At 41.9% G+C, this 24,435-nt stretch carries 28 protein-coding genes; 27 read left to right on the top strand and 1 reads right to left on the bottom strand.

Going from position 1 to position 24,435, the window contains the following annotated elements:
* Positions 1-34: 34 nt before the first annotated feature.
* From ABJ384_RS05825 to ABJ384_RS05890, 14 genes are read left to right on the top strand one after another with little or no spacing between them, the layout of a single operon-like run.
* Positions 35-460, top strand: coding sequence for a DUF2280 domain-containing protein (locus ABJ384_RS05825; protein ID WP_349929455.1), 426 nt, complete (start codon positions 35-37; stop codon positions 458-460).
* Between the two features lie 11 nt (positions 461-471).
* Entirely contained in the window at positions 472-1,719 is a 1,248-nt protein-coding gene (locus ABJ384_RS05830) for a PBSX family phage terminase large subunit (RefSeq protein ID WP_349929456.1), read from the top strand.
* Positions 1,720-1,731: 12 nt separating this feature from the next.
* On the top strand, positions 1,732-3,201 hold the full coding sequence (locus ABJ384_RS05835; RefSeq protein WP_349929457.1) for a DUF935 family protein: 1,470 nt from the start codon (positions 1,732-1,734) through the stop codon (positions 3,199-3,201).
* 2 nt (positions 3,202-3,203) lie between these two features.
* Positions 3,204-4,409 (top strand): phage minor head protein, encoded by a 1,206-nt coding sequence (locus ABJ384_RS05840; RefSeq protein ID WP_349929458.1) that lies wholly within the window; start codon positions 3,204-3,206, stop codon positions 4,407-4,409.
* Positions 4,410-4,580: a hypothetical protein gene (locus tag ABJ384_RS05845; RefSeq protein ID WP_349929459.1), complete on the top strand. Its 171-nt coding sequence runs from the start codon at positions 4,410-4,412 to the stop codon at positions 4,578-4,580.
* Between the two features lie 51 nt (positions 4,581-4,631).
* On the top strand, positions 4,632-5,603 hold the full coding sequence (locus ABJ384_RS05850) for a hypothetical protein (protein ID WP_349929460.1): 972 nt from the start codon (positions 4,632-4,634) through the stop codon (positions 5,601-5,603).
* A gap of 3 nt (positions 5,604-5,606) precedes the next feature.
* Complete coding sequence (locus tag ABJ384_RS05855) at positions 5,607-5,984, top strand: hypothetical protein (RefSeq protein WP_349929461.1); 378 nt, start codon at positions 5,607-5,609, stop codon at positions 5,982-5,984.
* An 11-nt stretch (positions 5,985-5,995) separates the two neighbouring features.
* Positions 5,996-7,072, top strand: coding sequence for a major capsid protein (locus tag ABJ384_RS05860; RefSeq protein ID WP_349929462.1), 1,077 nt, complete (start codon positions 5,996-5,998; stop codon positions 7,070-7,072).
* Between the two features lie 10 nt (positions 7,073-7,082).
* Positions 7,083-7,358, top strand: coding sequence for a hypothetical protein (locus ABJ384_RS05865; protein WP_349929463.1), 276 nt, complete (start codon positions 7,083-7,085; stop codon positions 7,356-7,358).
* A gap of 7 nt (positions 7,359-7,365) precedes the next feature.
* Positions 7,366-7,806, top strand: a complete 441-nt coding sequence (locus ABJ384_RS05870; protein ID WP_086197335.1) for a phage protein Gp36 family protein — start codon at positions 7,366-7,368, stop codon at positions 7,804-7,806.
* A gap of 7 nt (positions 7,807-7,813) precedes the next feature.
* Positions 7,814-8,362 (top strand): phage virion morphogenesis protein, encoded by a 549-nt coding sequence (locus ABJ384_RS05875; RefSeq protein ID WP_349929464.1) that lies wholly within the window; start codon positions 7,814-7,816, stop codon positions 8,360-8,362.
* The gene (locus ABJ384_RS05880; RefSeq protein ID WP_349929465.1) at positions 8,355-8,786 is read left to right on the top strand and encodes a hypothetical protein; all 432 of its coding nucleotides are present in this window, start codon (positions 8,355-8,357) and stop codon (positions 8,784-8,786) included. The genes ABJ384_RS05875 and ABJ384_RS05880 overlap by 8 nt, the downstream gene beginning before the upstream one ends.
* Before the next feature lie 9 nt (positions 8,787-8,795).
* Complete coding sequence (locus tag ABJ384_RS05885) at positions 8,796-8,984, top strand: hypothetical protein (protein ID WP_349929466.1); 189 nt, start codon at positions 8,796-8,798, stop codon at positions 8,982-8,984.
* Positions 8,977-9,714 (top strand): hypothetical protein, encoded by a 738-nt coding sequence (locus ABJ384_RS05890; protein WP_349929467.1) that lies wholly within the window; start codon positions 8,977-8,979, stop codon positions 9,712-9,714. Before ABJ384_RS05885 ends, ABJ384_RS05890 begins: the two co-directional genes overlap by 8 nt.
* Before the next feature lie 54 nt (positions 9,715-9,768).
* Here the strand turns inward: ABJ384_RS05890 and ABJ384_RS05895 are convergent, their stop codons facing one another.
* Positions 9,769-9,969, bottom strand: coding sequence for a hypothetical protein (locus ABJ384_RS05895; protein ID WP_349929468.1), 201 nt, complete (start codon positions 9,967-9,969; stop codon positions 9,769-9,771).
* Positions 9,970-10,444: 475 nt separating this feature from the next.
* Between ABJ384_RS05895 and ABJ384_RS05900 the strand changes: the two genes are divergently transcribed.
* The 13 genes from ABJ384_RS05900 (at position 10,445) to ABJ384_RS05960 (ending at position 24,368) form a co-directional block, all read left to right on the top strand.
* Positions 10,445-11,011 carry a hypothetical protein gene (locus ABJ384_RS05900; RefSeq protein ID WP_349929469.1) on the top strand — a complete coding sequence of 189 codons (567 nt, stop codon included), beginning with the start codon at positions 10,445-10,447 and terminating at the stop codon, positions 11,009-11,011.
* Between the two features lie 60 nt (positions 11,012-11,071).
* Entirely contained in the window at positions 11,072-11,353 is a 282-nt protein-coding gene (locus tag ABJ384_RS05905; protein ID WP_086197342.1) for a hypothetical protein, read from the top strand.
* 2 nt (positions 11,354-11,355) lie between these two features.
* Positions 11,356-11,925 (top strand): hypothetical protein, encoded by a 570-nt coding sequence (locus tag ABJ384_RS05910; RefSeq protein ID WP_349929470.1) that lies wholly within the window; start codon positions 11,356-11,358, stop codon positions 11,923-11,925.
* A 63-nt stretch (positions 11,926-11,988) separates the two neighbouring features.
* Entirely contained in the window at positions 11,989-15,111 is a 3,123-nt protein-coding gene (locus ABJ384_RS05915; protein ID WP_349929471.1) for a tape measure protein, read from the top strand.
* Complete coding sequence (locus tag ABJ384_RS05920; protein ID WP_349929472.1) at positions 15,108-15,527, top strand: hypothetical protein; 420 nt, start codon at positions 15,108-15,110, stop codon at positions 15,525-15,527. Before ABJ384_RS05915 ends, ABJ384_RS05920 begins: the two co-directional genes overlap by 4 nt.
* Positions 15,517-17,484 (top strand): hypothetical protein, encoded by a 1,968-nt coding sequence (locus ABJ384_RS05925; protein WP_349929473.1) that lies wholly within the window; start codon positions 15,517-15,519, stop codon positions 17,482-17,484. Before ABJ384_RS05920 ends, ABJ384_RS05925 begins: the two co-directional genes overlap by 11 nt.
* A gap of 9 nt (positions 17,485-17,493) precedes the next feature.
* Positions 17,494-19,113: a hypothetical protein gene (locus tag ABJ384_RS05930; protein ID WP_349929474.1), complete on the top strand. Its 1,620-nt coding sequence runs from the start codon at positions 17,494-17,496 to the stop codon at positions 19,111-19,113.
* Between the two features lie 59 nt (positions 19,114-19,172).
* Positions 19,173-20,408, top strand: a complete 1,236-nt coding sequence (locus ABJ384_RS05935; protein WP_349929475.1) for a hypothetical protein — start codon at positions 19,173-19,175, stop codon at positions 20,406-20,408.
* Positions 20,398-20,754 carry a carboxypeptidase regulatory-like domain-containing protein gene (locus ABJ384_RS05940; RefSeq protein WP_349929476.1) on the top strand — a complete coding sequence of 119 codons (357 nt, stop codon included), beginning with the start codon at positions 20,398-20,400 and terminating at the stop codon, positions 20,752-20,754. The genes ABJ384_RS05935 and ABJ384_RS05940 overlap by 11 nt, the downstream gene beginning before the upstream one ends.
* Entirely contained in the window at positions 20,751-21,143 is a 393-nt protein-coding gene (locus ABJ384_RS05945) for a hypothetical protein (RefSeq protein WP_349929477.1), read from the top strand. The genes ABJ384_RS05940 and ABJ384_RS05945 overlap by 4 nt, the downstream gene beginning before the upstream one ends.
* A 13-nt stretch (positions 21,144-21,156) precedes the next feature.
* Positions 21,157-23,175 (top strand): hypothetical protein, encoded by a 2,019-nt coding sequence (locus ABJ384_RS05950; protein WP_349929478.1) that lies wholly within the window; start codon positions 21,157-21,159, stop codon positions 23,173-23,175.
* Complete coding sequence (locus ABJ384_RS05955) at positions 23,168-23,401, top strand: hypothetical protein (protein ID WP_349929479.1); 234 nt, start codon at positions 23,168-23,170, stop codon at positions 23,399-23,401. The genes ABJ384_RS05950 and ABJ384_RS05955 overlap by 8 nt, the downstream gene beginning before the upstream one ends.
* A 244-nt stretch (positions 23,402-23,645) precedes the next feature.
* A complete protein-coding gene (locus ABJ384_RS05960) occupies positions 23,646-24,368 on the top strand; it encodes a hypothetical protein (RefSeq protein WP_349929480.1) in 723 nt (240 codons plus the stop codon).
* Positions 24,369-24,435 lie beyond the last annotated feature (67 nt).

Consider the following 24,435-nt stretch of genomic DNA (forward strand, 5'->3'; position numbering starts at 1 on the left):
ATCTTGCGACACGTAGCGACACAAAGAGGTGTTTATGGCAACACTAAAAGAGCCTGTAAAAATATTTATAATTCAGTCTCTTGCTTGTCGTGACACCCCTCAAGAAGTTGCGGATCTTGTGAAGCAAGAATTTGACTTGATTATTGATCGATCTCAGGTCGCTTTATACGATCCCACTAAACGTCGTGGGAAAAATCTTAGTAAGAAATATGTCTTGCTATTTGAAGAGACCCGTGAAAAGTTCGATGCAGGGCTAATTGATATTCCGATTGCCAATAAGTACTACCGTTTGAAAGAAATTCAAAAGATGTACGACGATGCGGGTAAAAACAAAAAAACCAAACAAGGCCTTTTAAAACAAGCCTTTCAAGAAACAGATGGTCGTGTGACTAAACAGGAAATCACAGGTAAAGATGGTGCTGATCTGGAAATTAAAATTATTCGAGAGTTTATTGATTAGAGGTGACTGATGTGGAGCTCAGAATCAAAACTCCACGCTGGTCGAAGCCATGGTTTAAGCATGCACGCTATAAAGGCGCTCATGGCGGGCGTGGATCAGGTAAGTCTCATTTTGTAGGTGAGCAGCTGGTTGAAGAATGCGTGATAGATAAAGATCTTCGCGCTGTATGTATCCGAGAGATTCAGAAATCAATTAAGTATTCCAGCAAACAGTTGATTGAAGACAAGATCAAAGCATTGGGTGTATCTCATCTATTTGAAGTACAACGCGACCTGATTAAGCGTAAAGGCGGGGATGGGGTTATCCTATTTCAAGGCATGCAGGATCATACTGCGGATTCAATAAAATCGCTTGAAGGGTTCAAAATCGCGTGGATTGAAGAGGCCAACCGACTTTCAGCTAAATCCTTACGTTTACTGCGTCCTACTATGCGTGCTGAGGGTTCTCAGATTTGGGCCACATGGAACCCCGAATCGAAGGATGATCCGATTGATGAGTTTCTTCGCGGTGAATTTGCACCTGAAGATTCAATTGTTATTGAAATTAACGTCAACAATAACCCGTTTGCACCTAAAACCTTATTAGATGAGTACGAAGAGGATCGTAAGCGGGCAATTCGAATGCAAGCGGCAGGCGATGAAAATGCATGGCCTATGTTTGAGCATGTTTGGCATGGAGCTTATCTTGAGTTTAGCCAGGCGATTATTTTCTCTGGCCGTTACGTTGTTGATGAGTTTGAGCCTGAAGATGACTGGACTGAAGTGTTCTATGGATCTGACTGGGGGTTCTCACAAGATCCGACTACATTGAACCGCATGTTTATTCATAACGATGTGCTGTACATCCGAAATGAAGCACATCAGGTTGGCTGTGAAATTGATCATTTGCCTCAGCTATTTGATGAGGTGCCAGGTGCACGTACACATAAAATTAGAGCGGATAATTCCCGACCTGAAACCATCAGCTACATGAAGCGCCAAGGTTTCAAAATTGAGGCTGCTGATAAATGGCCTGGGTCAGTTGAAGATGGTGTGACCTTCATGAAGAAATTTAAGCAGATTGTCGTTCATCCTGACTGCCCTGAAACAGCAAGAGAGTTCAAACTGTATTCATACAAGGTCAACCGTGCTGGTGATGTTCTACCGGATATTTTGGATCTCAATAACCATCACATGGATGGTATACGGTATGGCTTGCAACCATTGATCAAAGGCAGAAGCAGTAAAAAACCTGCAGGTGCAGGTACTCGAACTTATTGATAAGGAAAACACATGGCAAAGTCTAAAAAGGACAAAGCGTCAAAGAAGGCTTTGTCTTATGGCAACTTATACACTCAAGAAGCAGTCACTCAGTTTTTGGTGAATTTTGGGAAGCAACCAGATACGGATGAAGTGCTTCGTAAAGCAGGGATTGCACGCCATAGATTGCGTGTGTTGCTGGATGATGACGAGATTGCACAGGCGGTTGAAACACGTCTAGATGCTCTTCTGGCCACGCCGTTACGTATTGAACCAAGTGATAGCAAAGAAGCTGAGATGCTGAATTTAGTACTGAAAGAATGGTTTCATGAAATCGCTACCGGTGCCCTGAGCGCATTGTTCTTTGGTTACTCTGTCCAGGAGGCTGTATATGAACTGAAGCCGGAAGGCTATATAGGTATTCAATGGATCGGTGAGAAGCCGATGCAATGGTTTGAGCCTAAGAACGATGGTCGTTTAATTTATCGGCAAGACGGTCATAACACAGAGAGTGAAGTTGATCAGGTATTTAAGTTCTTCTTAACACGCCGTAAAGCCACATACGAGCAGCCTTATGGTAAAGCATTGCTGGCCACACTGTATTGGTTATTCTTCTTTAAGCAAAACGGCTTTAAGTTTTGGGCTAAATTCCTGGAGCGTTTCGGCACTCCAATCCTGCTCGGTAAATGTAAAGACACCGAAACTGAAGATATGAGTAAGGCATTATTGGCTGCTCATGCTCAGAGTGTTTTATCAATTGATGCCGAGGATGATGTTTCCGTTTTAGGGACTTCTGGTGCGAGTGGTACTGCTGGATCCGCATTTGAGTCTTTTAATAATCAACTGATTCGCCAGATTCAAAAGGTTGTATTGGGGCAGACGCTCACCAGTGGTACAGATGGCAAGGGGAGTTATGCACTAGGTCAAGTACATGAGAATGTACGAGCAGATAAGCTTAAGTCGGATATTCGCCTGGTAACACCAACTTTACAGGCCGTGGTTAATGCCCTTTGTGCATTAAATGACTGGGGTGAATATGAGGTCATGCTGGGTGAGAAGCCAAAGCCACTCAACAAAGAACAGGCAGAGCGTGATGCTAATCTTAAAAATGCCGGGGCCAACCTGACACCGCGGTACTTTCAGCGTGAATATGGATTGCAGGATGGTGATCTTGCTGAAGTGGCACCTCAAAGTGATACTAAGGTGTCACCAACGTTCACCGCCTTGCCGAAGCAAGTATTCAGCTTTAAGGCATCTGCCAATAAGTTATCTGCAGCGCAGCAGGAAGTTGAAGAGCTGACGGATGGCCAAGGTGATTTGCAGTTATTGACCAATGAGCAGATACAGCAATTAGCAGCTGAGTCTGAGACACCAGAAGATTTGATATTTAATTTGTCGAAATTAATACCTGGTGCAACTAAGTCGCAATTTACGGCTAATTTAGATCAGGCTTTGTATGCGGCTGATGTGCTGGGGTATGCAATCTCAAGTAAGGGTGAATAACGATGCAACCAGTCACATTCCTTGAGGCGCTTCAGTACGCTCACAGCAAAAAGATTGTGCTGCCTGATGAATTCTATTCAATGGACCTTAAGACTAGGCAGATGGCAACGACAGTCAGCTTCTTATCAAGTCTTGAGCAGATTGAAACCGTCATCAAGGCTGTGAATAAATCGATTGCAGATGGTGGGACATTTAATGACTTTCAAAAGCTGATTGCTGAATCTGAAATCATCCTGCCAAAGCATTACTTGGACAATGTATTCCGTACCAATATCCAGAATGCTTATGGTCATGGCCGGTGGCAACAACAGCAGCGGAATAAGGCTAAACGTCCGTATCTGATGTATTCGGCTATCAATGATAGTCGTGTGCGTCCTGCACATTTGGCCTTGAATAGAATTGTATTGCCGATCGATCATCCGTTTTGGCTTACACATTACCCGCCGTTGGGCTTCCGCTGCAGGTGCACGGTGATTGCTTTGACCGAGAAACAGGCATTGAAATATGGCATTACACCAGATGACAAGTTGCCAGAAGTGGCTGAGGCTTTGGACTGGTCATCCCATCCATTGCAGTTTGGCGACCTAGAATCACTGGTTGATAAGAAGATCAGTACTTCAAGCTTAGATAAAGAATATCTCCTTGAGCAGAAAGAAGTCATCAAAGCTGAATGGAATGCATCTAAAAAGCTGATCAGTCTATTTTCTCCAATGGATGACAAGACTCGGGATCTGTTTGATACGGTAGCCAATACGGTGATTCCTCTTGATCCGAGCATCCGGCCAAGCGCGATTCGTACTTTCTTAGACTATGTGCAGGGCAATGATGCGGCACTGACCAGCTATTTAAACTCATCTACAAGCTCACTGGCTGATGATGTGCTTAAGCGATGGATAGGAACTGATATGGCATCTATTAAGGCTGTGGCAAGCAATACAGCTTCAACCGTGATTGGTACTGCAACTCTTCAGCAAGTAGCTACGTATCAGGTCGGGCAGACGGTCCAGCTGAATGCGCCGTTACTGATGACTGATACAGTTTCCGACATCGTGATCAAGATTGAGAATGCTGCAGGTTTGGGTATCGATCTAGATATGCTGAATGCTGGGAACGGTGTTCTGTTTCCAATTGGGCTGTCGTTTGAAGTTGTTTCGATTGAAGCGGCTGACGGGAGAATGGTTTATACGTTAAAGGCATTGGTGAATTAGATGACTGAAAAATGCGAATCATGCCGCCGTGGCTTTAATGGTCGCAATGGGAATGGCTATTCGCCTTGTGGCTGTAACAAAGTAGCTGTGATTGGTGCTCAAAAGCCAACTATGAAAATGCTAGTGAATGCATTGTGTCATGCACTATCTAGTCCACCAAAAAAAACATAAACAAATTTAACTTTAAGCACCTTCGGGTGCTTTTTTATTGGAGCATGAAAAATGCCAGATCCAAATGAAAAGCCAAAGGATCAGTTTTGCTTTGAGCTTGGTACGTTTGCAGTTGAACAGCCCGTAGAGGGGAAGAAAAAGCGCACCTTCACAGGTGTGGCTTACAGTGGTGAACCGATCGTCGACCACTGGTATTGGGATCGAATCATCTTTGATTTGGATTCTATGCAAATTAAAGGTCGCATTCCTGCACTACTTGAACACTGTTCAAAGCAACGTGCCGGCGCCATTAACAGTCATAGCATTAACTACGAGCAAGGCTTGGTGATTTCTGGTGACTTGATGAGTAACGAGTACGGCACTCAGGTTGCTCAAGACTCTGACGACGGCTTTCCATGGCAGATGTCAGTTCGCATTGAACCAAGTTCAGTGGAAGAAATTGCCGCAGACAAAACGGTTTTTGTAAACGGTAAAACACACCAAGGACCAATTACTGTATTCCGCGGTGGTCGTATTCGTGAAGTGTCTTTCTGTGCTTTGGGTGCGGATGACAACACAAGCGCAGTGGCAGCAAGCCACTCTCCAAAAAACTTTAATCAACCAGAGGACACAGACGTGGACCTAGAACAAGCGAAAGCAAAAATTAAAGAACATGAGCAAACTATTTCAGGTTTGCAGGATCAGGTTAAAAAATTTGCTACAGATAAGCGTAATGCTGAGATTGATGCTTTGGCCAAAGCTTTGAATAAAGAGTTTAGTGCTGATGAAAAATCCAAGTTTGCTGCAATGCCAGACGATGCATTTGATCTGATGGCTGGAACACTTAAGCAATTTGCAGCAGGCAACCAACAACCACCAACTGGACAGCAACAACAAACGCCGGCACCAAGTGTTAATCCAGCATTTGCCCACTTGTTTAATCATCAGGCAACTGGTGGTCAAGGTGGGCAATCAAATAATACTGAAACCCACAAATTCACTTCAGGTGCACAAGCTTTTGCAGCACAAAGCAAGGGGAAATAATCCATGAGCAATAAAACCTATTTAGGGAGCGTGACCCGTGAAACACGTCCATTCAATCTTGATGTGACTAAGCTGCGTCGTGCTAATGCAAAAGTTACAGCAGCAAAAGCCTATAAAGCAGGCGATTTGCTCACCCTGTCCGATGCCAATGTGGTTGATCATGCAGTAGATGAAAAAACATGGAATGTGGTTTGTGGGCAGGATGTCACTGCCGTGCAGGCAACCCAAATGGCATCAGATGGAGTTGAAATTCCAGTCTATTTTGGTGGTGTATTTAGCATTGAGGCAGTTTGCCTTGCTGGTGTGTATCTTGATCCTTTGAAGTATGACGCAGCACGAGCCAAAGCCACTCTAAACAACATTGAGTTCTCTAAAGTATAAGGATTTCTAATATGCCTCAGTCATTTACAGTTAATGGTGCACCACTCGAATTGCTAGATGTTGGTGAGTTAGCCTTAATTCATTCAAACCATAAGCCAATGGATACCTGGCTTTTAGATAAATTTTTTCCAAACCGTCCATCATTTGATCGTGATGAAGTGCCATTGGCGGAAATCAGTACAGTGCATGATTTAGCACCTTTAGTGGCATCGCATCAACCTGGTAAACCATTTGATACTAAGCGCGCTGCCAAAGTGGAATTTGTACAGCCCGCTTATTACAAGCCAAAAAACATGGTAACGCCAGCAACTGCTTTTGATGAGTCATTAATGGAGCGCTTGCGTACAGCAGGGATTATCTCTACAGGCAGTCAGCAGTTGTCTGATCAAGAAAAAATGATGATTGCTCAGATTGCAGTAATGAAGCGTAACCATGATGCGATTGATAACTCAGTATTGCTTATGGCGACTGAACTTTTGCTTAACGGCAAGTATGTGCTCCAGTCAGATGACTATGAATACAACTTGGTTGATTATGAGCGTGATGCTTCACTTACATTTGCACCATTAACACCATGGAACCAGGCGGGTGCTAAGCCAGTCACTGATATTGAAACTATTGAGAAACTACTCTTAGATGCTAATGGTGGTAGCTCAAAAGCGTATTTGATGTCAGGAAAAGTGTGGGTTGCTCTTTCATCTAATGATGAATTCAAAGAGCGCTTTGTCAAGCCTTATGCTGGTATTGCTGTGCCTTATAAACCAAGTTTGAATGTTCAGGAAGGTGCATCATTCAAAGGTTACTTGGATGAGAAAGAGTTATGGGTATTTGATGCAACATATCGATTAACGTCAGGTGTTAAGCGTTTCATCCCTGATGATTATTTTGGGGCAATTTCAGATCTTAATGGCTCTATTGCACAGTGCAAAATCAAAAATATGTTGGCGAATGGCGCTGTTCAAAAGTACTTTGATCGCCAATGGTACAACGAAGATCCAAGCGGGATTTTCCTAATGACTGAATCAGCTCCACTTGCAGTGCCATCAAACAAAAATGGTGTATGTGGCGGTACAGGATTTATTGTTTAAGGAGAACTAAATGCCAAAGTACATTGCAAAACAATCGATCGGACATTTTCGTCCAGGTCAGGAAATTAAGGGGCTTGAAGCTAACCAACTTCAGGCCCTTTTAGCATCTGGGGCTATTGAAGAATATCAAGAGCCAGCAGAGCCTAAAGCAGATGGTGCCGCCACACGGTTGGCTGAGCTTGAAAAGGAAAATGCCGAGCTTAAGGCTAAGGTCGCTGAACTTGAAAAGGTGAAGACTGTCGCTAAACCTAAAGCCAGTGACAAGCCAGCTGACGAAACTAAGTAGGTGAACCATGTACGCTACTCGAAATGACTTGGAGGCGCGTTTTGGTGAGGGTGAGCTTCAGCAACTGGAAATAATGCAAACTGTGGGCAATTCGATAGAAGAAGCCCTACAGGATGCTTCTGAGGAAATCGATAGCTATATTGCTGTGAAGTATGTCCTGCCTTTGCCGAGTATTCCCAGCACCTTAAAGCGGATAGCGTGCAATATCGCACGTTACCGACTTTACTTTCAGCAACCGACCGAAGAAGTTGAAAACCGTTATAAGGCGGAAATTGATTTTCTGAAACGGGTTGCTGATGGTAAGGCGACTCTCAACATCTTGAATCCTCAAAATGAAGTCACTGAAGAACAACCAAAAAATAAACCTTCCACCATGCCAATCGGTACCACCTATACAGGCGGTGTATTTGGTGACGATGTTTTGAATATGATGCCAAGCATTAAGTGAGGTCCGTATGTCTGGTGTAGCGATATCGATTGAGGCTGATGGTGAATCTGCTGTTATGCAGGCATTAGGAAACCTATCTGCTTTTGATCAAAGTAAGTCCGAATTATTTGGAAAAATTGGTAATGCTGTTGTTAGCAATATTCGCAATCGATGGGAGCGTGGCGAAGGTCTAGAAGGTAAATGGCGGTTATCTGGGAGAGTGCAGCGCGAGGGTGGTACGACGCTGCGAAAAACATCACGACTAATGAACTCTATTACTCACAATGTACTTGCTGATGGAGTCGAAATTGGTACCGATGTTGTTTATGGTGCGATTCATCACTTTGGTGGAGAAATCCACTATGAAGCACGTATGCGCCGCACTTACTTCAGACAGAACCAGCGGACAGGTTTAGTGGGTAACAAGTTCGTGCGTAAAGCCCGTTCCAATTTCATGCAGGAAAGTATGGGTAAAGCCTACAAGATCAATATGCCTCGTCGCCCATTCCTTGGGTTAACTGAAAGTGATGAGCAGGAAGTATTAAACCTAATTGTGGAGCATTTAACAGATGACTGAGAATGAAAATTTCTTTGCGGTCCGCAGTGAAATTGCAGAAAAGCTGAAAGAGATTGTAGATTTTAAAAAAATCTACACACCAGCCAATTCTGCAAAAGTTACCGAGCTTTCCCAGGTGACTCCAAATGCACAAGTCTACTATCGCCGTGTTCGTAAGTCCGATGATGCTGGACGTTCTTCAGCAAATATGCTGAACCAGCAATGGGAAGTTACGATATGCGAACGGAATGCAGCCTCACAGCTCAATGATGGATCTGCTGTACTTGATCGAGTGGGTATTTTAACAATGAAAGTTTTAAAACTCTTATCTGGTTGGACGCCCGACTCAAGCATTCGACCATTAAATATGGTGGCAGTTGAGGAAGATTATTCACCAACGTGTGTCTACATCACTCTGGTATTTGAATCAAAACTTATTACTTAGGAGCCACTCATGGCAAAACAATATAAAGCCCGGCAACCTGTCGGGCGTTTTCGTTCTGGGGATATTGTAGGTGGATTGACCACTGCACAGATCCAAGACTTACTGCAGCGTGGTGTGGTTGAAGAAGTAAAAGAGCTTTCTGAGACAAAGCCTGCTGTACAAACCAAAACAGCAAAAGAGGTCAAAGTAGATGGCTAAACAATATATTTCACTGCAGGGTAAATTTTATTTGTCTGAAATTGCCAATGGTGTGGCTGGGGCTATGCGTTACATTGGCAACGTCCCTGAATTTGAGTTGGCAATTAGTGCGGATCAGATTGAACATCAAGAAAGTCATTCTGGTGACCGTACGACTGATTTTGTGCTTACCAAAACCACAGCAGTTGAATTCAGCGGAAAGCTTGAAGAAGTGGATGAGGAAAATCTCAAATACATTTTGTCAGGTATGCAGAGTAATGTAGCTACCAAAACAGTAACTGATGAATCTTTGGGCACAGTAGTTGTTGGTCAGGAAATCAAGTTAGGTGGCTATGCATTAACTCAGGTTTCATTTAAAGTAGGATCCACAATAATTGATGCATCTAAATACACGCTGGATGCTGTGTTTGGTACTGTGGTATTCAATGAAGCGGTAGCTGAACCTGTGACAGCAACCTATACCACTGGTGCTGTAAAACACACCACTATTGCCAGTGATTTCGATAAAGAATATGAACTGTTCTTTAAAGGGATTAATACAGCGAATGGTGAAAATATGGCAGTACGTCTATGGCGCACTAAAAAGTCTCCTGAAACAAAATTCCCATTAATTCATGAAGAATTGGGGCAGTACGATATTTCAGGCAAGGCTCTATCTGATACAACCAAAGGTACAGATCCAACATTAGGCTTATATGGCCATGTTGTGGCGATTCCAGCAGCTGCATAACTCACACAGGCACAAAGAATTCCACAGGCGCATAAGCGTCTTTTTTTGTGCCTGTTATTTCATCCAAGATTGTGCGGATTGACCAATAAAGGAATCAAAGTATTGCTGAACATCTAAAGGGATATCTTCAGATGGAGAGTTGGTAATGAGAACCGAGTCGATTTTTTCATCTGGATTGAAGGTAAAGGCAGGGCCATCAGTGTGAGCAACAGCAGTATGACCCTTGTAGGTTTTTTTGATAAGCCACTGTGACATTTAAAGCACCATCTAATATTGTTCTAAGTATTATAGCATTTTGTCAATATTATAATTTAGGTAGAATTATAAGCATTGGTGAATCAGGTGATTGAAGTAATAACCTATTGTTCTAAATGCAAAGATGCTAAAAACACGAAAGTTCATCTTAATGAGGCAATCAACTAATTAATGAAAGCTGAAAAATCGATGGCTATTCAGTCTCTTTTTTATATTGAATACGGTCATAATTTTTTACCTATTGGTTGAATTTATTGTTGAGAATATTCTTATTTAACTGTATAAAAAAAGAACAATTAAAATCAGAGGGAAAGGAATGACAGCAATAGAAGTATTGGTAACATCATCTTCAGCTCTAATGCTCATGCTGGTTATTCACCAATTTGGGCAAATGTTTAATTAAATCATTTAGAAAATGAAAAACCACTCTTCGGAGTGGTTTTTTTATACCTAAATTTATACCCGAGATTCCATCATGAATGATTTTTTCTTAGCAACGAATCGTAGCATCAAGGTTAATGAAATCGAAGTTCGTCAGATTCAAATGAAAGACTTTGATACCTGGGCTACACATGCCGAACCAATCAAACAATTTCTAAAAGATAAAAATCATTCAGATGAGGTTTTGACAGAGTTATTTGCAGCTCATGGTGTGCAGGTCATTTCAGCTATTACATGTGTCACTGATCTGGACAATCAATCACTCTTTAAACTTGCTTCAGATGAGCAAAGGTTTAAGGAACTGCTTAAAACAGTGCTGATAGTCAATCAAGCCTACTTCAAACCTGAAAAACTAAAACGTGGCGCAACGAAAGCCCAGGCAGATGAATCCACCTGGTTTGATTCATTTCAGTTCATGGTATCAATGGGCCATCAACATAGTGAAATCATGGAAATGACTTATGGGGCATTTGAGCAATATTTGAAATCAGTTCAGAAAAACCAAAGAAGTCAATTACAGTATTTATCGAGTGTGATCCGGTCAGCACATCATGCCAATGCCAAAGAATTTAAGAAGTTCTTTGAAGAATTGAGGGAATAATATTCGGGTGACTTTTACCAAATGATTAGATATTCTTTGTAAAAACAAAGGGTAAAATTCATGAAAAATATATTTTTAGTGATTATGTTGGCGGTATGTTCATCTGCGTATGCTGTAGATACAAACTCGGTTCGTGGTAGCACTAGTTTTGTAGAGCGAGGATCATCATATAGTCAAATGCTTGATGTACTAGGCAATCCAGAATCTTCATACAATCATGTTATTCATGATCGCAATGGATGGCCACATAAGGCAACATCTTATATTTATCATGTTGATGGCGAAAAATATACGATTACAGTTGTGGATGGGCAGATATATAAAATTAATTGGGAGCGCTGATTGTGAATCTGAAATATATTTCAATTGGTGCGCTGACCATAATTGCAGCTCTCTTTTACTTCATTAATGAAAGCAATAAAGAGGATAGGGAAAGGATTAAGCAGGCTGAGATTGCTTATCAGCAAAAGTTGGAAGCAGAAAAAGCTGCGGAACTGGATAAGCAATTAGGCGGTACAGCAATTAAAAAAGAAACCATTAAGCAAGTAGTTGATGCCAAATTAACCGAAAACCCTGAAATTACACCACAACAAGCTCTAGAATTAAATAAAATTATATTAGAGTGGGTAGATGCTGCAACGGTAGCAGGATCTACTAGTAGAATTGCGCTATCTCAGCCAGTGGCAAAAATGCAGGAAATTAAACGCAATTTGTCCGCAAAAAAATATCAAGGTTGTGCAGAGTCGACACGCTTGTTATATGTTGATGCAATGACTACAAATGTTAATGCTTATCTTGAATTCATGAAGGGCAAGGAATATGAGTTAGACGCTATGACTTTAATGTTGGATTATAAAAAACAACTTGAATTAGCAGAGCGTGAAAAATCCAGCTGTAAACCTTTGCAAGCATAAAATATTTTCAATACTCAAATATTAACCCGCTATGTGCGGGTTTTTTAATGCCTGGAGAAAATCATGGCTAAGGATTTAACTTTTAAACTGGTGATGGATGCTGATACCAAGGCATTTGTTACCAATATGAACCAATCTGAAAAAGCAGCCAGAGAGGCACTGAATGCAATAAAAGAAGGCTCTGCAAATATTGTTGGGGACACAAGTAAGGCCACTAAGGAGGTAGATAACCTTGGAACTCAAGCGCAAGAAACAGCAACTCAAATTAATAAACTTGATCAAGAGCTTGCAGAAACAAATAAAGAATTACAACAAGCAGAATCCTTTACTCAGCGAGCGTCTAGTGAAATTCAAGGGTTAAAAACTGGATTTACTGCATTATCTGGGGCTTTAGCAGCTTTAGGTATCGGCACATCAGCAATGGAAATTGCTCAAACAGCTGATGAGTACAAGAATCTATCTGGCCGCCTTACTATTGCTATAGGTGAGCACGGAAATCTAAAAAAAGCGATGGATGATGTCAGAAATGTTGCCATTGCTACAAATTCAAACTTAACCGCTACAGGTGACTTGTATGCCCGACTAACCAAGATTGGTCAGGAGATGAAGTGGCCACAAGAACAGGCGCTTGCACTCACTGAAACGATTAATAAAGCAATTCAGGTTGGTGGTGGTTCGGCTGCATCAAATGAGGCCGCTATAACCCAATTAAACCAAGCGCTTGGTTCGGGTGTGCTTCGTGGTGATGAATTCAATTCAATGGTTGAGCAATCACCTCGCTTAACACAAGCAATGGCTGATGGACTGGGTGTGACGATTGGCAAGCTGCGCGAAATGGCTGAAGCAGGGAAATTGACAACTGATGTTGTAACAAAGGCATTGCTAAGCCAATCGGAAAAAATTAGTGCTGAATTTGCAAAGTTCCCAGCAACTATTGGCGCTTCAATTGAAAACCTAAAAACAGCATGGACCACATATATCGGGGAGGCTGATGCGGCATCTGGTGCAAGTACAAAAGTTGCTGAAGCGATTAAATATGTTGCTGATAATCTGGATTCTATCGTCTCAACACTAACACTTGCAGCACAAGCATTCATTGCTTATAAGGCACTTAATATTGCTGGTGTATTTTTGGATAAAGCCGCAGGTGTTCGTGCAGCATCGGTAGCCATTACACAAGAAACAGCATCAGTTGTTGCTAATACGCAGGCGCAACTAGCTAATGCAACCGCTACACGCACAGCAGCTGTTGCTAAAACTCAGCTGGCAACTAACTCCGCAGCAGCGACTACTGCATCAGTCGCTACAAGCGGCTCAATTATGACTTTAATAGGGCGTCTTGGTGCTTTAGGTGTTGCGGTTACAGCAGTTGGTGTTCTAATCCCTACAGTATTTCAACCGGTAGGAACGTGGTTGGGCGAGGCAATAGCAAAAACAGAAGATTATGTATTTAATAATGGTCAGCTTGCTAAGTCATTGGAAAAACTAGATCAGCAAATGCTGCTCGAACAAGCGCAAACCAAAGTAGCAGCTGAGATGAAGCAGGCATTCGCGGTTGCAGCAGAAAAAGCACGTGATAAAACCTACCAGCTAACCGAAGAATCAAAGAAACTTTTAGCTCAATTTAATGAGCTAGTTAAAAAAGGTGAATCAGCCAAAGAAGCATTGGAAAAAATATCTGATGCAATGAAGTTTGACTCTACCAAAGGAATTAATGATTCGATTACTGCTTTAATTCTGCTAAAAAACCAAGGAAAAATTACAGGTGATCAACTTCAGCAGAGCTTAGGTAAGGCGCTTGACGGTAAAGATTTAGTTGTATTCGAGGCTAATGCTCGTGCAGCGTTTGCTGGTACATCAAAAGAAGCAGAGAAAACCGCCCAATTAACTGAAGCAGTAATGAGGGCAGCTTTAGAGCGTACAGGTTTAAGTACAGAACAGCTGCAAGGTAAGTTTTCATTGGCATTTCAGTCTGCAAATAACGATGTGCAGACGGTGGTTAATAATCTTGATGCCTACAAAGCTAAGGGTATTGATACGGGATTAGCCTTATCTGCCAATCTAAATAAAGCGATTGATACAGCTCAAACCCGTGCTGAATTGGATTATGCAAAAGCCAAACTAATTGAGCTTGAAAAACAAGGCTTAATTACTGGTGAGCAAGCTGCTCTTGGTTTGAGTCTTATTGAGCAGAAAGCACAACAATTACCAGCTGCATTAAACCCTGCTATTGCAGCATTTAATGCTCTTGGGATTAAAACCAAAGACCAACTAAATGAAGCAGCAGACGTTGCAAAAAGAAACTTTGATGTAGTAAGTAAGAGTGGTCAGGCTACAGCGGACGGTATTAAGCAAGCCTATACACAAATGCTTGATGCTGCGATTGCTTCAGGTGATAAAGCTCGGATCGCTGCAGTACAAGCCAAGGCCGCAAGTCATGGCTTGACAGTAGAGATTAGCGACACTGGCAAAGCGGTAGTCCAAACTACATCCGAGTGGGTAAAAGCCAATGTTGATGTTGAGAATTCGGCACGAGGAATCGGCGATGGCTACCGCAATGCTGGTCAGATTGCACGTGAAGAAGCCCAAAGTGCTAGTGATGCTTGGCAGGCCGCTGCGGCGAAATCGAACAAGGAGTTTAGGGATGAAATGAAGCGCCAAGGGGAGGCTCTTAGCTCTATGTATGATTATCAATCTTACAGTAAAGCCGATGTTTTGGCTGCGCTTAAGAGCAAGGGCTATAGTGATCAAGAGGCTCAGAAGTTAGCTGGCGATATCTGGTCGAAAGGTTTAGAAGCTGATAAAGATGCATATCTAAAAAATATGGGCAAAGGTGGTTTTGGACCATTATCAACCCTTATTCAGCAGGAGTTTAAGAATGCTGCATCTAAAGGTCTTACTACACAAACTGGGACCAATAAGATTAATGAATTGTTGCGTCAGTTGAATAGCAACAGTCTTGTTTCTACAGGTCAATCCGTCAAAGCACCTTCAGTAGATATCAATAGTCTGGCACCAAGTATCAGTACCCCAACAGCCAATATTCCATCAACTGATGCTTCAAAAAACGTGAACTACAATATTAATTTTGGTGGTCAGACGCTCTCATTATCTGGAACTGCGGATCAGGAACCAATAATCAATCAACTTGTTAATCAATTAAAAGCACAGGCGAAATCAACATGAAGCTTATTCGCTTAGCAACATCAGAGACCGTCCCATTAGAGGACGGTTTTTTATGGTCTGATGAATTCTCGTGGAAGGCTATTGAGCAGACTCAAAACTATGCAATCGATGGCTCCTTGGTAATTCAGGAAGGAAAAAAGAAGTCTGGTCGACCAATCACCTTACAGCCAGCAGATCGGGAAATGGGCTGGATTAAGCTACGTGAATTACGGACTGTTTTGGAGTGGTCCAAGGTGCAGAACGAAGTGTTTCAACTCCAGTTTGAGCAGCCTCATGACAACCGGCAATTCACAGTCAAATTTAATCACCAGGATGGAGCTTTAGAGGCTGCACCGGTAAAAGGGATTCCTGCGGTATCGCTGGATGATTATTACAACGTAACCCTACGCTTTACGGAGTTAAACGATGGCGATTGAAACAAAGGATTTAGTGATTTACAAGTCTGAACGCTTGACTGACAACTCAGATGGCGGTGGTAAATATTCAGGTGTTGTAGTACAGGATGGCATCAGTAATAACCTGTTCAATGATATCTCCGAAATGGATCGAACCATGGGTGATGTATCCATGCGCAAGATATTTCCAGCAGTGACCACGGAAGACACCGATTTATTGATGGGTGCAACAGTCTTCATCTCTGAACTTCCCAAAGACCCAAACGTATCAGCTCTGCTTTTCAGCACCAAGAACTGGACCGATGAACGTCAGTCTGCTCAGAATCGGGTAGAAAACTACTTGGCCAAAGGCGGTCAGATTGCGGGCACACCACTTGATACCCATTATCAGGGCATGTCATCACTTCAGGTTGTGATGTGGCCGCAAGAAGTTGAGGCATCGGTGGGTGATACGATTGTATTGATTTCGGATGAAGGGAAGCCCTTAGAGCGTGAGCAGTATGTGCGTATTACTAAAGTTGATACACGTACTGCCAAGATGGTGATTGATAAAGATGAGATTGAATATAAGATCGCAACCTACGCTATCAATGATTCATTGGAAACAGACTTTGTTGGGCTATCCGCAAAACAATGGTATGAGTTGCAAACATCAAAAACCATCATCCGCGATACGATTGTTGCCGATACTGGGCTGTATTACTCATCTACCGCATTGTCATCTGATGCCAGCGTGGGCGAGTTTACAGTCAATGCCAAAAGCATCTTTGCTCAATTGATCCCGTCTGCTCAGACCGAAACCCCGATCATTGATGTGAATGCTGCCGGTGAGAGTGTGGTGCTAGTAGCAGGTAACACTGGCACCATTACAGCCAGCTACCCTAATATGGCCATCGGTACCAGCCAGAATCTTTACATTGGTTCAGCTGTGATTCCATCTAGTGTGGCTTTTACATTACAAGGCCAGCAGATCACTGATCAGGGCGGTTTGCTTAAAAACACTCAAGGAACTCAGGTCGGAACAATTGATTATCAGCGTGGTCTAATCCAGTGGACACCATCCGCACCAGCAGGAACTGTGAGTTTAAATATTACATTCAAGCCAGCAGCTGCACCAAATCAGTATTTTCAGTCTGAAGCACGCCCGGTGACTCAGAACAACCAAAGCACCAACTGGACCGGGGTATTGGTCCCGATCCCAGCCCCGGGTAGTCTTTCAATTTCGTACATGTCACAAGGCAAATTTTATGAATTGAAGGATGATGGGTCAGGGCAGCTTAAAGGTTCAAGTACTTCATTTGGTTCAGGCCGGATTGATTATGAAACGGGGTCTTGGTTGTTGACCACAGGTGCTTTGCCGGATGTGGATACACCGATTCTGCTGAATTGGGGCACACCGATTGTCACATTTATTCGATCTAATCTAAGTGTGGAAAAAGCTGCTTTTGAGTTTGATTTGGGTCATACCAGTATTCCACCTGGCGTGACAATTAATTGGCTTCTGGAGGGGGAAAGTAAGTCTGCGATAAGCAACGCACAAGGTAAATTTACAGGTGATGCGATAGGTGAAATAAACTACACCAATGGTACTGGCAAGATTATTCCAAATAAACTTCCGCAGAAAAATACTCAATTCACGATAGTTTATAACTTTGGTGTTCAGCTCACTCAAACCAAGTCAGCTATTGCACCCGATAGCAATCAAAAACTCAGTTTTACCATCGGCACCGGTGCTGCAATTCAACCGAACAGTGTTGAGTTAAGCATCCCGGTTTCCGATCAACTCGGCCAGAACACTGGTACTGCCAAGGTCATCGATGTGCCGATTAATAGCACTATCGGCAACCTTGTCACCAATACCGGTGAGATACAGGGAACAATTGACTACACCACCGGTGCAGTTGAAGTGACGCCTATTTTAATTACCAAACAATTTAAGCAGGTTTACACAACAACAACTGTTTACGGAACGGCTTAAGGAGGTTGTATGTCTTTTTATTTACCCCAGACTTCTAATATTGAAGGTCAAGACGTTACGCTAAAGGCGTATCAATCAACTGACATTGCTGTGAAATATCGAGATACCTCGGGATTGAATTCCAATTCTAAAATTGTGATCGGTGATAAATTACGATTGGATTTATCATCAGGTTTTGATGAGCAGATTCTTACCGGTTCAGCGCGTTTTAAAGTCGGTGTTGATACCTTCTTGGATCGTACGGGTACGCTTTATCGCAATGTTGATCCTTCTAATAATAGTGGTATCTCATCTGGTGTCATTCAGTATGGTACCGGTAAGGTCGAAATTGATTCCTGGACACCGAATGTTGATAACAACATTACTCTGGAATCCTTGACTACAACAACTGATCTACTACCGGTAAACAAAATCAGTTTTAGAACACCGATCATGCCAATCCGGCCACAATCCTTAACTGTGGTGGTAGGGACTATTGCACACGGGCAACTGACTTTAACAGCTGATGAAAACGGAGTAATCGAGACCAGTCAGGCACATGGCCAAGTAAACTGGGACAATGGCTTTGTCACGATTTACTTCTACACCAAAACCAAAATCACCGAAGCCAACCGAGCAGATATTGAAGCGAATGACTGGTATGACCCGTTGCTGGAATATCAGGAAGGAGTGGACACTTATATCAATGTCCCAGTTTGGGTGGATGCCTCATCTGTTCACTATAACGCTGTGGCTTATACCTACATTCCACTGGATTCTGAAATTCTTGGATTGTCTGCCACTCGGTTACCGATTGATGGGGAAATTCCGATTTTCCGTGTTGGTGGCATTGTTATTGTTAGTTCAAGTAAGTCTCAAGCATTACCAAGTACAATTGCTAGAACAACCTATAATCTGAATGATCAGCGCATTTCTTGGGCAGAATTGGAAGATGCAAACGGAATGAAAGTACCATTTGATCTGTACACGGTCGATTATGATTATGGTCGTGTGACGCTTGGCGGTGACTTTACAATGGGTAATCTTGTTGCACCACTGACAGTCAAATACCGCTATCAAGATATGGGTTTGATTCGTGATGTGCAGATCAATGGTCAGCTGACCTTCACTAAGCCACTGACGCATAACTATGATGCAGTCGATACCATTGTTGGGTCTGCTTTGGTTATTGGTGACATACAAGCACGTTACACACGTAAGTTTGTGCAACAAGCTTGGAATAGTGTTTGGAATGATGAGCCAACTGGCACAGGAATTTCAGCGAATTACAATGATTCCCTCTACCCAATTCAGGTAACAAATAAAGGTGCGACTCAGGAGCGATGGGCAATTGTTTTCACCGGTGCTGAAGCATTCTATTGTGTAGGCGAGTACACAGGACGATTGACTCTTGCAGGATCGACCAATACTGACTATGCGCCACTTAATCCGGTGACTGGCGCACCATACTTCACGATTAAAAAAGAAGGCTGGGGTGTAGGTTGGGCAAATGGTAATGTATTGCGCTTTAATACGGTCGCTGCAAACTTCCCTATCTGGGTGATTCGCACAGTAAAACAATCAGAACCATCTGTTCTATCAGACCAATTTCAAATCATGCTACGCGGTGATATTGACCGCGTTGTTTAAAATTAAAATCGAATATGACCGCTTTATGCGGTCTTTTTTATGAGTGAATAAAAATGGTAATGAAGCAGACACAAACTAAATTATTTGATTTTTCGGATGCTGGATTGGATTTCTGCGCCGGGTCAAAAGCATTATTCCCAGATCGTTTTAAGAAGATGCTTGCGCTTGGCTATAACGTTCAAACTGTAACTGGTGTGACAATTGTAGGCGATCAAGTAACGTTAACTTATGGTGGGGCACACGGATATGTTGCGGATCGCGTGTTAAAAGTTGATTCAGGTGATCTATCATTAATTAATAACGGTGAGTTCTGGATTGACTCTGTAACTATAAATACAGTGACATTTACGCTTGATAATATTCCATCTTCAATAGCAAACGGTTTTAGTACCCGAATTGCATCACTTGGCTGGGCACTTGAATATGAATCAGGGCGGGTTCAGCTTTATAAAATGAAATATCTGGATGAACGGAATCTATATGTTCGTCTAGTTTTTCCAAGCATCGGTGCAACACGTGGCTCTATAAATGTTTGTGTTGGCAAAACAGCAAATGTAACAACAGGGGTGATTACTGATCTAAATTCACTCCCTCAATTCCGTGATAATTTAAATGTTTTGGCTGGATTTGAATGGCAGTTATGTTATCTGGCTAGCGCAACTTATGACAATTACAATTATTCTCAAGGCTCAAGTATCTTTGGGCGAGCGTGTGTTGTTGGTAGTCAATATCATATCGCTTTAATGATAAATAATGGACATACAGGGGGATATGCTGGATGTACATATGGGATTCTACCAACAGTTCTACAAAAGTATGAAGTTTTAGACTACCCGGTTGTGATCGGTATATACAACGCAAATGCTTTGACTTTAAGTGGATCAGTTAATCAATTTAATTATATTGTTAATAACTCATCCATTTATGTGGGTAGTATTCATGCAGCGATCAACCCATCAAGCAATGCCAATCTTATTGCTGAACAAAGTGCTGGTAGAGTGACCTCTTCATTTGTATCTACTAATATTGATAGTTTTAATACCTCACTTGCCTATCCTGTAAGTATTTTTGATAAACCAAGCAAACAACATCTGGGATTTATTGCAGCTGGTTTATATCGTTTTGAAGCTCTATATAATACTAGCCCACCATCTTCACGACTAGAATCCCCATCCACATCAATGGACATTGATCTGGAGCACCTGTTAAAAATCCATGTATCCAACAATGCAGAGAGTACAACTTCTGTTTTATGGTTTTGTGCCCCGGTTGAGGAGGTGAAAATTGCGAGTTAAAGTTTTAAGAACATTCTTCGGTGGATATACCCCCAATTACTCAAAACTGACTCAGTTGGGGTTTGTGGCTCTTGGGTTGCCGCGCCCAATTACAACGATCATAAATGCAAACCAAGGACTTGGAAGAATTGAAGGTACAACTAAAAAGATAGGGATGAATTATTCACCTGTGCCAGTTTGTGTTTTTAGAAGGGATAACAGGCTATTGCTTTGGGAGACTACATCAAAACCAGATGGTACTTATAAGTTTCGTAATATTGCAAAAGATCTGGAGTGCTTCATTGTGGCTTTTGACCCAAATGATAAGTTTAACGCTGTAATTTCTGACAAGGTGGTTGCAAAATGATTCAAACCTCTTTAGCTGCTGGGCTGGCTCAATTACAGGCCCTGGCCAACTTTTTAGATCAAGGTAGTGCGAATGCTACCTTTGTTTTTTATGATGATGAAAAGCCTGCTGATGTAGCCGTAGCAGCAAACAACAGCTCCAGACTGGTGACATTGATGCTGCCTAAGCCATCAATTAAACAGGTAAATACTGATCATATAGAACTAAACCAGACAGATGCAGCTACAGTTATAAAATCAGGTGCCGCGATTTGGGCACGTTTATTTAACGGTGAAGGGAAAGCAGTGGCTGACTTTACAGTGGGATCTGATATCGCATTGGCCAACCCTGATCTGGTGTTGGGCAGTACCCTTATGATGAACTCACTGATTCTACGACCATCAACATAAATGAGGTGGACATGTGTCGAACTATATTCCACCAGATGGCCACCAGGTAAACCTTGATTTTAAAGACTTGGTGACAGGATCTACCGATCTTAACTTTGGTAGTAACGGTCAAAACCTTGCTTCTCTAGATATTGTAGTTAATACACGGATTATCGCCGAGCTTAATGCACTTAGTGATGGTAACGACGTATTGGATGCCCAGATTAATACGGGCTTTCATGCTGAATTTAATGCTGTTACAGGTCAGTTTGCTCAGCTAGATGTACAGCTGCAAACAGGTTTTATGGCTGAATTAGCTGCAGTCAGAATTGATCAATATTGTGTGGTAGATGCAGTGATTCAAACCGGACTTAATGCCAAGTTTGAAACACTATTTGATATCAATCATCTGGTAGGTGTGTCCTATGGTTTTGATATGCGCTATCAGAAAGCCATCGCAGCCTTGAGTACTACAGAAATACCTTGGGCTAAGCCAATTTTAAGAGTCTCGAATGAGACTCTTTTTTATGACCAAGGCTTGGTGATTTCGAATCAGGTAGATTTTTGGCATGAGCAAGCTGGATCATTAAATCGTGCAATTAGATCACTACATGAGAAAGCCACTGGATTAAGCTCTGATGCTTATGTTGTCTGGGAGGAAGGAGATAAGCGCTTCATCCACCAAAAATATGTGCATGAAGAAACAATTAAGTTGCGTCATAACCGGGAAACCGTTTGGCAGGAAATGATTCGCCGGCGTAAGACTTTGACTTATTCACATGAAGTGGCGCGAGTCTTTGAACATCGATTTTCATTCGAGTGGGATAAGGGCCTTGAGATTGTTACCAGGTCTGATTTGCCATGGGATAAGGCCAAAGCGATTCATTATCGCAAACATCCGGTTCAACCTTGGCCAGAGCCGGAACATAAGCCATATCAGGGCAGTACAGACTTCAACTTTATCTGCTCATGTCATGATGTTGATTCACACAATGTTGTTTTAAATTTTGGTGCAGATGACTGTATTCCAGCACTGCCGAACAGAAACTGGTGGTATATCGTGAATACATTAACAGCCGAGCGATTAGATACCGGCGAGAAGATTAAAGTGATTGATGGCACCTACAGTACCAGCCGATCACAATGGTGCTGGACCTATTCCGTTACTGTAGCACCCACCGAAAAAGAAAAGCTTCAACCAATTAATGGCCAGCCGGTGATTCTGAAAGTCATGATCAATGGCTTTGAGCATCACATCTTGCTTGAAGATCCTGAAGAAACTCGGCGCTTTGCCAATGTGCTATACACTTACCCGGGCCGGAGTGTGACGGCTTTGAACTCGGATAAGTACGGACCAAAACGCTCATTTATCCAGGATAATGAACGTACCTCTGTTCAACTAGTGCAGGCTGAAATTAATCGGGCTCAATCTAATACTACCCTGGATTGGAAACTGATTGATGAGCTGGGCTGGATCGTACCGGTTGAAAGCTTGAGCTATGCAGAACTTGCGCCAATCGATGCAATTAAACAGGTCGTTGATGCCGGTGGTGGCTTTATCTACAGTCAAAAATCCGGCAATAAACTCACTATTTTGCCACGATATCAGAAAGGCTACTGGGATTCGCTTACAGTAGGTGATTATGACATTCTGCTCCCTGAAAGCGTGGTGATACAGCAAAACATCAAAAAGAATGATGAATATATTGCTGATTTCAATGCCATTACGGTGGTGAATAGCCGAAGCGGGGAAAGCCTAAAAGTACTGCAGCGTGGCACCTCAGGCGATGTGCCACTGGAAGCAGTCACAGGGCCATTGTTTAACGTGGTATCGGGTGCCAGTTTTGGTAAGGCAAACTTAATAAAAGCAAACATTCAGGAACTACACACCTTTGCAGACCTTCCTGTAAGCCAAGAAATTGGCGAAATGCTACCAGGAAAAACGATTGCTTTTAATGGTAAGTGGTGGGGTGTCATTGATGGGGTGAGTGGCCATTTTTCACATGAGAAGGTCAATGAAACCATTACCGTGGAGCGTATCGGTCGTGACTAATCCTTTATTTGAATTACGAAAGCTTCTTAACCCAACTCATGCTGAATACATTGGAACCGTCACTTCAACTAATCACCCTGAATACCGGGTGCAGGTTGATGGTGGATCCGGTCCAGTGTTGTGCACATCGGGTACAGCTTACAATTTAGGTGCCCGGGTATTTATTGCAAATCAAGTTATCTTGCGACCTGCGCCCAGCGGGTCACATTCAGAAATTGAAGTTTAAGTAAAACAGACCAATGGCACCCAACCGGGTGCTTTTTTATTGCTAAAAATTAGGGGGCGAAATGTCTGAAACCACCGCAGCAGTAGCGGAAACATCTGCAGCAGCTTTAGGATCGAAAGCAACAGTGACAGATATAGAGTAGTAGTAAGGTTATTATTTTATTAGTGTGTAATTATAAATACTGTGAATTCTCACTAACTTAATAAATAATTTTTCAATTCAATCAAGTTTTATGGGTGGCTTTATGGTGCAAGATAATGAAACAAATTTTAACAAACTATTAAGCTTGGGGCCTTTAGAGGTGGCAACAATAGCCTTTTTTATAAGTGTTGGCATATCTTTGATATATAAAAATGGCTTTTATTCAAAGTTGGGAATTGATTGGTATTTAAATAATCTATCACCACAATATATATTTATGTCTTCATTAGGGTTGGTATTACCTATTTTTTTAAGTATTTTTCTAGGGGTTTTTTTAAGCATAAAATATAAAGAATTCATGAATAGTATTGGTGGTCAAGCGCTTTATCTTATCTTTGTATTTGGTGGGTTAATTGCAATTAAGCTAGGCTTGCATATCCCATTTATAGCAATTATTTTAATATTTATATTATTTATAACCATGCTCATGATTGAGTCCATTCAAGCTCTGAGTAATATATTTACCCTCCCTGATGTAAATGTCATTCACAATAAAATCACTGTTTTAATGAAATCATTTATGCTGATTTCTTTGGTTTTTAGTATTTTTTCTATATGTTATTCACCATATTTATATGGACAAGCAGAAGCCACTGAAATAATTTCAAAAAAAACAAGGTTAAACCTGATTGAGCTTCATTCAGATAAACATAATTGGTTGTTACTGGAAATGAATGGAGATAAAGCACTATTAATTAATAGTATTGATCTCCAATCTTTTAAGATTGTGGAATATAAAGATATTAAAGAAATCAAAGTTAAATGATTTAGATATTCATTAAAACATTTCACCCCGACCAATTTATTTGGATCGGGGTTTTTTATTATACGAA

It is taken from the genome of Acinetobacter sp. A1-4-2 (assembly GCF_040233925.1).
In the GTDB taxonomy this organism is placed as follows: domain Bacteria; phylum Pseudomonadota; class Gammaproteobacteria; order Pseudomonadales; family Moraxellaceae; genus Acinetobacter.